6 protein-coding genes are annotated in these 6,905 nt (G+C 72.5%); 1 reads left to right on the forward strand and 5 read right to left on the reverse strand.

Annotated elements, in window-relative coordinates; genetic code table 11:
- Positions 1-3 precede the first annotated feature (3 nt).
- The gene (gene ligD / locus ABZ796_RS15475; RefSeq protein WP_357337968.1) at positions 4-978 is read right to left on the reverse strand and encodes a non-homologous end-joining DNA ligase; all 975 of its coding nucleotides are present in this window, start codon (positions 976-978) and stop codon (positions 4-6) included.
- A gap of 103 nt (positions 979-1,081) precedes the next feature.
- Here ligD and ABZ796_RS15480 point away from each other — a divergent pair, with 103 nt between their 5' ends.
- Positions 1,082-1,618 carry a sigma factor gene (locus tag ABZ796_RS15480; protein ID WP_357337969.1) on the forward strand — a complete coding sequence of 179 codons (537 nt, stop codon included), beginning with the start codon at positions 1,082-1,084 and terminating at the stop codon, positions 1,616-1,618.
- 4 nt (positions 1,619-1,622) lie between these two features.
- Here ABZ796_RS15480 and ABZ796_RS15485 read toward each other — a convergent pair whose 3' ends face one another.
- The 4 genes from ABZ796_RS15485 to ABZ796_RS15500 are packed head-to-tail and all read right to left on the reverse strand — an operon-like array spanning position 1,623 to position 6,645.
- Positions 1,623-3,071 carry a transcription antitermination factor NusB gene (locus ABZ796_RS15485; RefSeq protein WP_357337970.1) on the reverse strand — a complete coding sequence of 483 codons (1,449 nt, stop codon included), beginning with the start codon at positions 3,069-3,071 and terminating at the stop codon, positions 1,623-1,625.
- Positions 3,055-3,975, reverse strand: coding sequence for a methionyl-tRNA formyltransferase (fmt, locus tag ABZ796_RS15490; RefSeq protein ID WP_357337971.1), 921 nt, complete (start codon positions 3,973-3,975; stop codon positions 3,055-3,057). Before fmt ends, ABZ796_RS15485 begins: the two co-directional genes overlap by 17 nt.
- Positions 3,975-4,520: a peptide deformylase gene (gene def / locus ABZ796_RS15495; RefSeq protein ID WP_357337972.1), complete on the reverse strand. Its 546-nt coding sequence runs from the start codon at positions 4,518-4,520 to the stop codon at positions 3,975-3,977. The genes fmt and def overlap by 1 nt, the downstream gene beginning before the upstream one ends.
- A 55-nt stretch (positions 4,521-4,575) precedes the next feature.
- Positions 4,576-6,645, reverse strand: a complete 2,070-nt coding sequence (locus ABZ796_RS15500; RefSeq protein ID WP_357337973.1) for a primosomal protein N' — start codon at positions 6,643-6,645, stop codon at positions 4,576-4,578.
- Positions 6,646-6,905: the final 260 nt, after the last annotated feature.

The following is a 6,905-nucleotide window of genomic DNA, read 5'->3' on the forward strand; positions in this document are numbered from 1 at the left end:
GACTCACCCGGCGTCGGGCTCGGATGGCTCCGGTGGGGTTTCCGCGCCGTCGCGCTCGTCCCGGTCGGCCCACTCGAGCAGCGGCTCGATCGAGAACGGATGATCGTCGATGTCGGCGTGCAGGTCACCGATCTCCGCGAACCGGGCCGGCACCGTACGCATCGTGAACTCACGCGGGTCGACGTCCTTGGTCTCCTCCCAGGTGATCGGGGTGGAGACCCGGCCGTCGGCGACGCCGCGGATCGAGTAGGCACACGCGATCGTGTGGTCCCTGGTGTTCTGGTTGAAGTCGACGAAAAGCTGCGCCGGGTCGCGGTCCTTGCGCCACCAGGCCGTGGTGACCAGCTTCGGTGCCCGGCGCTCGACCTCGCGGGCGAACGCGTGCGCGGCGCGGCGTACGTCACCGAAGCCGTGCTCGGCCGGGATCCGCACGTACACGTGCATCCCCGAGCCACCGCTCGTCTTCGGGTAGCCGACCGCACCCAGCTCGTCGAGGAGCTCGCGGACGACGCCCGCCACCGTCTGCACGGTCGAGAACGGGCACTCGGGACCGGGATCGAGGTCGATGCGCCACTCATCGGGCTTCTCGGTGTCCTCGCGGCGACTGTTCCAGGGGTGGAACTCGACCGTCGACATCTGCACGGCCCAGATCACCGCGCCGAGCTCGGTCACGCAGAGCTCGTCGGCGGTGCGGCCCCAGCGCGGGAAGTAGAGGCGTACGGTCTCGACCCAGTCAGGAGCGCCCTGCGGAAGCCGCTTCTGGTGCACCTTCGGCCCGGCCAGTCCCTTGGGGAACCGGTGCAGCATGCACGGACGCTCCCACAGCACGTTGACGATGCCGGGGCCGACGGCGAGGTAGTACTGCGCCACGTCGAGCTTGGTCGCACCCGTCTCCGGAAAGTAGACCCGGTCGGGGTTGGAGATCCTGACGACGCGGTTGTCAACCTCGATCTCCACCGACGGCGATGCCTTGGCCATGCCCGCCAGCGTAGGCGCTGAGAGGATGAGGTGAGCAGAAACTCGCTCATCGAAATCCGCATTGGGGTGTCACGTGAGTCTCGCGCCGAGACGTCGAAGGGATGTGAGCACATCGACCGCGAGGACCCCCGCCGAGGAGTTCGCCGACTTCGTCCATGCGACAGGCGGCGCGCTCTACCGCACCGCGCTGCTGCTGACAGGTGACCACCACCTGGCCGAGGACCTGACCCAGACGACGTACGCCCGGGTCTTCGCGTCCTGGCGGCGGGTCAGCAGGGCGGACAACCCGGTGGCCTACGCACGACGTGTGCTCCTCAACGGATTCATCTCCCACCGACGGCTCCGGCGCAACGCCGACCTCGACGCTGCCGGACGATCCGGGCAGCGATGCCGACCCCAGCGCCCGGATCGATCTGCTTGCCGCCCTCCAGCGGCTGTCGCCGACCGACCGGGCTGCCTGGCGATCCGCCCGGCGAAGGACTACCAGGAGTGGAGCACGAACCCCGAGAAGGCAGGCCCCGGCTCCGGGGCCTACCTCACCGAGGTCCACGGCGACATCTTCATCACCGTGCAGAGCGGAAAGGGTACGACCGACGCCGAGCTCCAGGCGCTCGCCGGATCGCTCCGCTGGGTCGGCTGACCCCTTACGCAGTACGTCGCAGCAGCGCCAGGAACATCGCGTCGGTGCCGTGACGGTGCGGCCACAGCTGAACGGTACCGTCGATCGGCCCGGCGCTGTCGGGCACGTTGCCGACCGTGGCCAGGATGGGCTCGAGGGTGACGTCGGACCGGCCCTCGAGCACGTCCTGCACCACGCCGTTCGTCTCGGCGAGCACCGGTGAGCAGGTCGCGTAGAGCACCACCCCTCCCGGCCGAGTCAGGTCGATCGCCCGGTCGAGGAGGGAGCGCTGGAGGCCGACGAGCACGTCGAGGTCGGCGCTCGCGCGCCGCCAACGTGCCTCCGGCCGGCGGCGCAGCGCGCCCAGGCCGGTGCACGGAGCGTCGACGAGGACCCGGTCGAACGTCCCGTCCTTGAACGGCGGCCTGGTGCCGTCACCCGCCACGACTCCTGCGGACCCGTCCACCTGCGAGCCCGAAGTCCGGTCGGTCAGGTTGGCGAGGACGAGCCCGGCGCGGTGCGGCTGGCGCTCGTTGGCGACCAGCGCGGCGCCCTGCTGTGCGGCGAGAGCGGCCAACAGGGCCGACTTCCCACCCGGGCCGGCACACAGGTCCAGCCACGACTCCGCCCGGGCCTCGTCGTGGTCGAGTCCCGCCTCTGCCAGCGCGATGGCGACCAGCTGCGATCCCTCGTCCTGCACCCCGGCGCGTCCCTCGGCGACGGCGGTGATCGCGGCCGGTGAGCCGGCGTCGAGCGTGGCCCCGAAGCGTGAGAACGGCGTGGGCACGCCACCGAGCTCGTCGACCGTCGCCCGCCCCGGACGGGCGACCAGCGTGACCAACGGCGGCACGTTGTCGGCCGCGAGCAGCGCGTCGACCTGGTCGCGGCCGACGGCCTCGGCGAGCCGCTCGACGACCCAGCGTGGATGGCTGAAGGCGACCGCGGCCCAGCCGTCGTGGTCCTTCTCGCGCGCGGGGGCCACCTCGGCGACCCACTCCTCGAGCGACTTGCGGGTGACCTTGCGCAGGACCGCGTTCACGAACCCCGCCGGCCCCTGCCCGGCCTTGGAGCGGGTCAGGTCGACGCTGGTCGAGATCGCGGCATGGTCGGGCACTCGCATGGAGAGGACCTGGTGGGCCCCCAGCCGGAGCACGTCGAGCACCTTCGCCTCGACCTTCGCCAGCGGTCGGTCGATGCAGGCCGCCAGCACCGCGTCGTAGGTCCCCTGCTGCCGCAGCGTCCCCGAGGCCAGCTCGGTGGCGAAGGCCGCATCGCGACCTTCCAGCCCGAGGCGACCGAGGACGTGGGGCAGCACCAGGTTGGCGTACGCCTCATCGACCCGCACGGCCTTGAGCACCTCGAACGCGGCGAGCCGAGCCGGATCGACGGGCTTGGTGGCGCCCCGCGGCTTCCCCTGCGGTCGCCGGCCGGCCCCGGGACGCCTTCCCTGCTGTGCCCTATTCGAAGGTGACACCGGACTCCAGACGTACGCCGCGGGCCCAGTCTGCGGCCGGCATCTCCTTCTTGCCGAAGGCCTTCACCCGGCCGAGCCGGATCGCCGTGGTGCCGGTGCCGACCAGGATCGCGTTCTTGCGGACGACCAGCTCGCCGGGAGCCGCCACCTCCTCGGTCACCGTGACCGGGCCGACCTTGAACCGCTCTCCGTCGAGCAGGGTCCAGGCGCCCGGCGCCGGGGTGCAGGCGCGGATCTGCCGGTCGATGGCCACGGCGTTCTGCGTCCAGTCGATCCGGGCGTCCTCGACGGTGATCTTGTCGGCGTAGGAGACCCCGTCGGTGGGCTGCTCGCGCGCCTCCAGGGAGCCGTCCTCGATCCCGTCGAGCGTGGACACCAGCAGCGCGGCGCCGCCGACGGTGAGCTTCTCGAAGAGCGAGCCGGCGGTCTCGTCCGGAGCCAGCGCCTGGGTCATGGTGCCGAAGACCGGACCGGCGTCCATCGCCTTCACGATCCGGAACGTGGTCGCCCCGGAGATCTCCTCGCCGGCCCAGACCGCACGCTGCACCGGGGCGGCGCCGCGGTAGGCGGGCAGGAGCGAGAAGTGCAGGTTGACCCAGCCGTGGGTCGGGATGTCCAGCGCCGACTGCGGCAGCATCGCGCCGTAGGCGACCACCGGGCAGCACTCGGGCTCCAGCGCCTTCAGCGCGGCCTGGAACTCGGGCTCGCGGGGGTGCTCCGGCTTGAGCACCGGCACCCCCAGCTCCTCGGCCCGCTGGGCCACCGGCGAGGGCACCAGCCGCTTGCTGCGCCCCTGCGCGGCATCGGGGCGGGTGACGACACCGACCAGCTCATGACGGGACGCGGCGATCGCGTCCAGGGAGGGGACGGCGACCTCGGGCGTACCGGCGAAGACGACCCTCATCAGAACCCGAACCCGTTCGTCGCGTGCGGCGAGATCTTCACGGTCGGCTTCTCCAGGCCGAACCACTCCGACTCCCGGATCTCCTTCATCGCCGCCTTGCGCGCGGCCTCGTCGAGCCGGTCGATGAAGAGGATGCCGTCGAGGTGGTCGGTCTCGTGCTGGATGGCCCGGGCGAGCAGCTCGGAGCCCTCGATCGTGACCGGCTCACCGTGCATGTTGAAGCCCCTGGCCACCACCGAGAGCGCGCGGCGGCAGTCGAAGGTGATGTCGGGCAGCGACAGACAGCCCTCTCCCCCGTCCTGCGTCTCCTCCGAGAGGGTCAGGTCGGGGTTGATCAGGTGACCCACCTGGCCGTCGACGTACCAGGTGAAGACCCGCAGGCTCACTCCGATCTGGGGAGCGGCCAGCCCGGCGCCGGGCGCCTCCAGCATGGTGTCGGTCAGGTCGGCAACGAGCTTGTGCAGCTCCTTGTCGAAGTCGACGACCTCGATCGCTGGCTTGCGCAGCACGGGGTCGCCGAAGAGTCGGATGGGCTGGACTGCCACTGTTCTCCTAGGTGGTCGAGCTTGTCGGGACCACAATACGTGGGCTGAGCCCGGGTCAGAGCGTCGGCGGATCCACCTGGACCCGCACCGGGTCGAGCTTGCGCGCCGACCGCACCCGCTGCAGCTCGCCGAGCGCCTCGGTGAGCTTGGTGCCGAGGGATCTCGGCACGCGTACGACCGCGCGCAGCCGCGGCTCCCCGGTCGAGGTGGGTTCGGCCGGGACCGGGCCCAGCACCTCCGCTCCCGGCGGCAGCGCCAGCAGCGTCAGTGCGTCATCGAGGGCTCCGGGAGTGCCGGTGATGGTGGCCAGCCGGGAGGCCGGCGGAAGGTGAGCCTCCTGTCGCGCGGCCGCCTCACGCTGGGCGAACCCGGGCTGGTCCCAGCGCACCAGCGCCTGCAGCACCGACAACGCCGGGTCGCCGACGACCAGCACCCGCCCACCCGGTCGCACCAGTCCGGCGGCGTTGCTCCAGCGGCGCAGCGCCTCCTCGTCCGTACGCAGATCCGGCCGCCCCAGGAGCAGCCAGGTGTCGAGCAGCAGCACCGCGGCGTAGCCGCCCTCGGCGACCGGCTCGGCGCCGATGGTCGCGGCCACGATCGCCGGTGTGCCCGGCACCGTCTGCCTGACCGCACCCGCCGAGGAGGTCACCACCCGCACCCCGGCGAAGGAGCGCCCCATCTCCTCCGCCGTTCGCGCCTCGCCGATGATCGGCGCCCGCAGCCCGAACCCGCCGCACGATCCGCACGACCACGCCGTCTCGACGTGTCCGCACCAGCCGCACGTCGGTGGCGCGGCCGGCCCGCCGAGCTGCAGCGGCCCCTGGCAGGCCGAGCACCTGGCCGGCGTACGGCATCGGTCGCAGGCCAACGAGGCCGCATATCCGCGCCGTGGCGTCTGCAGCAGGACGGGTCCGGTGGCGAGCGCACCCCGGATGATCTCGTGGGCCTCGCGAGGCACCCGCGAGGCGCGGGTGAGCGGGTCCTTCTCGAGGTCGAAGTCGGTGTCGCCGGTGATCTCGATGCTCACCCGCTCACGGGCCAGGGCCCGGGTCGGCCGGATCTCCTGCGCCCAGCCGGTCTCGGCGAGGAACCCGGCCTCCACGGTCCGCGCGAAGCCACCCACGAGCGCGGCCGCCTGCTCCTGCTCGGCCCGCAGCAGGAGTACGTCACGGGCATGGGGATAGGGCGAGCGCTGCTCGGCGAGCAAGTCGTCGCCGTCGTCCCAGATCACCACGAGCCCCAGGTCGTGCACCGGCGCGAACGCCGCCGCCCGGGTGCCGATCGCCACCTTCACCGCGCCCCGAGCCACCCGCAGGAACTCCCGGTAGCGCGCGGCGGGCCCGGCGTCGGCGGCCAGCACGGCATGCTGCCCCTCCCCCAGCACCTTCGTCATCGCGGTGTCGAGACGGGCGAGGTCCTTCCAGTCGGGCACCACGACCAGCGCGCCGCGCCCGGAGGCCAGCGTCGCCGCGGTGGCGTGAGCGATCAGGTCGGCGTGGTCGGTGCCGGCCGCGGCGTGCCAGACCGCGCGCGGCCCGCCGCCGGAGGCGAGGTGTCGTAGGAACGCGGCCGCCGGCTCATGACCGGCCCAGGCCGCCGACGCGGCAGCAGCGTCGAACGGCCGCCCCGCCGGGGAGGGTGCCGAGGGCTCCTTCTCGGTCGATGCGTGCCGGGGCGGGATCGCCAGCCGCAGCACATCGGCGCGGGCTCCCGCATAGCGACGGGCGACGGACTCGCTCAGCGCGGCCACCTGCGGGGTCAGCACCGCCTCGGGGCTGACGACCCGCTTGAGCGGCTGCAGGTTCGCGTGCTCGGAGGCCTCCGCACGCGCCACGACGAAGCCGTCGACGTCCTTGGGACCGAACCGCACCTTCACCCGGACCCCGGGCTGCGCCTCCTCGGCCATCGAGGCCGGGACCGCATAGTCGAAGGCCCGGTCCAGGTGGGCCATCGGCAGGTCGACCAAGACCTTGGCGACAGGGTCGACCTCGGCGATCGACGCCTCCGCGGCCTTCCGCGCCCGCGTGGCCGCGGCCTTCGCCCGGCCTTCCTTCACCCGGTCGCGAACCAGCCCGGGCAGCTCCAGCTCGGCTGCCCCGGCTGCCTCCTGCGGTCCCCGTCTCACAACCGATATTCCTACCAGCCCGCGCCCACATCCGAGCCTTGCCCCGGCGCTTGCGCCGGGCGAACGCGAGGAGATCGAGCGAGCGCAGCGGGTGAGCTTGCGAACCCGCGAAGCGGGTCGAGATCGACATGGACGCCGGCTCGTCCTGACCACAAACCGCGCCGAGTCGGCGCGTTTTAACGCGCCGACTCGGGAAGAAGGGGGCGGCTCAGGCGCCGGCGGCAGCCATGAGCGCGTCCGCGCGGTCGGTGCGCTCCCAG

It is taken from the genome of Nocardioides sp. NPDC047086 (assembly GCF_040643685.1).
Lineage (GTDB): Bacteria > Actinomycetota > Actinomycetes > Propionibacteriales > Nocardioidaceae > Nocardioides.

Bases quoted from the DNA above. Each gene is read 5' to 3' on its own strand.
- fmt (WP_357337971.1), bottom strand. From the start codon at position 3,975: ATGAGGGTCGTCTTCGCCGGTACGCCCGAGGTCGCCGTCCCCTCCCTG.
- ligD (WP_357337968.1), bottom strand. From the start codon at position 978: ATGGCCAAGGCATCGCCGTCGGTGGAGATCGAGGTTGACAACCGCGTC.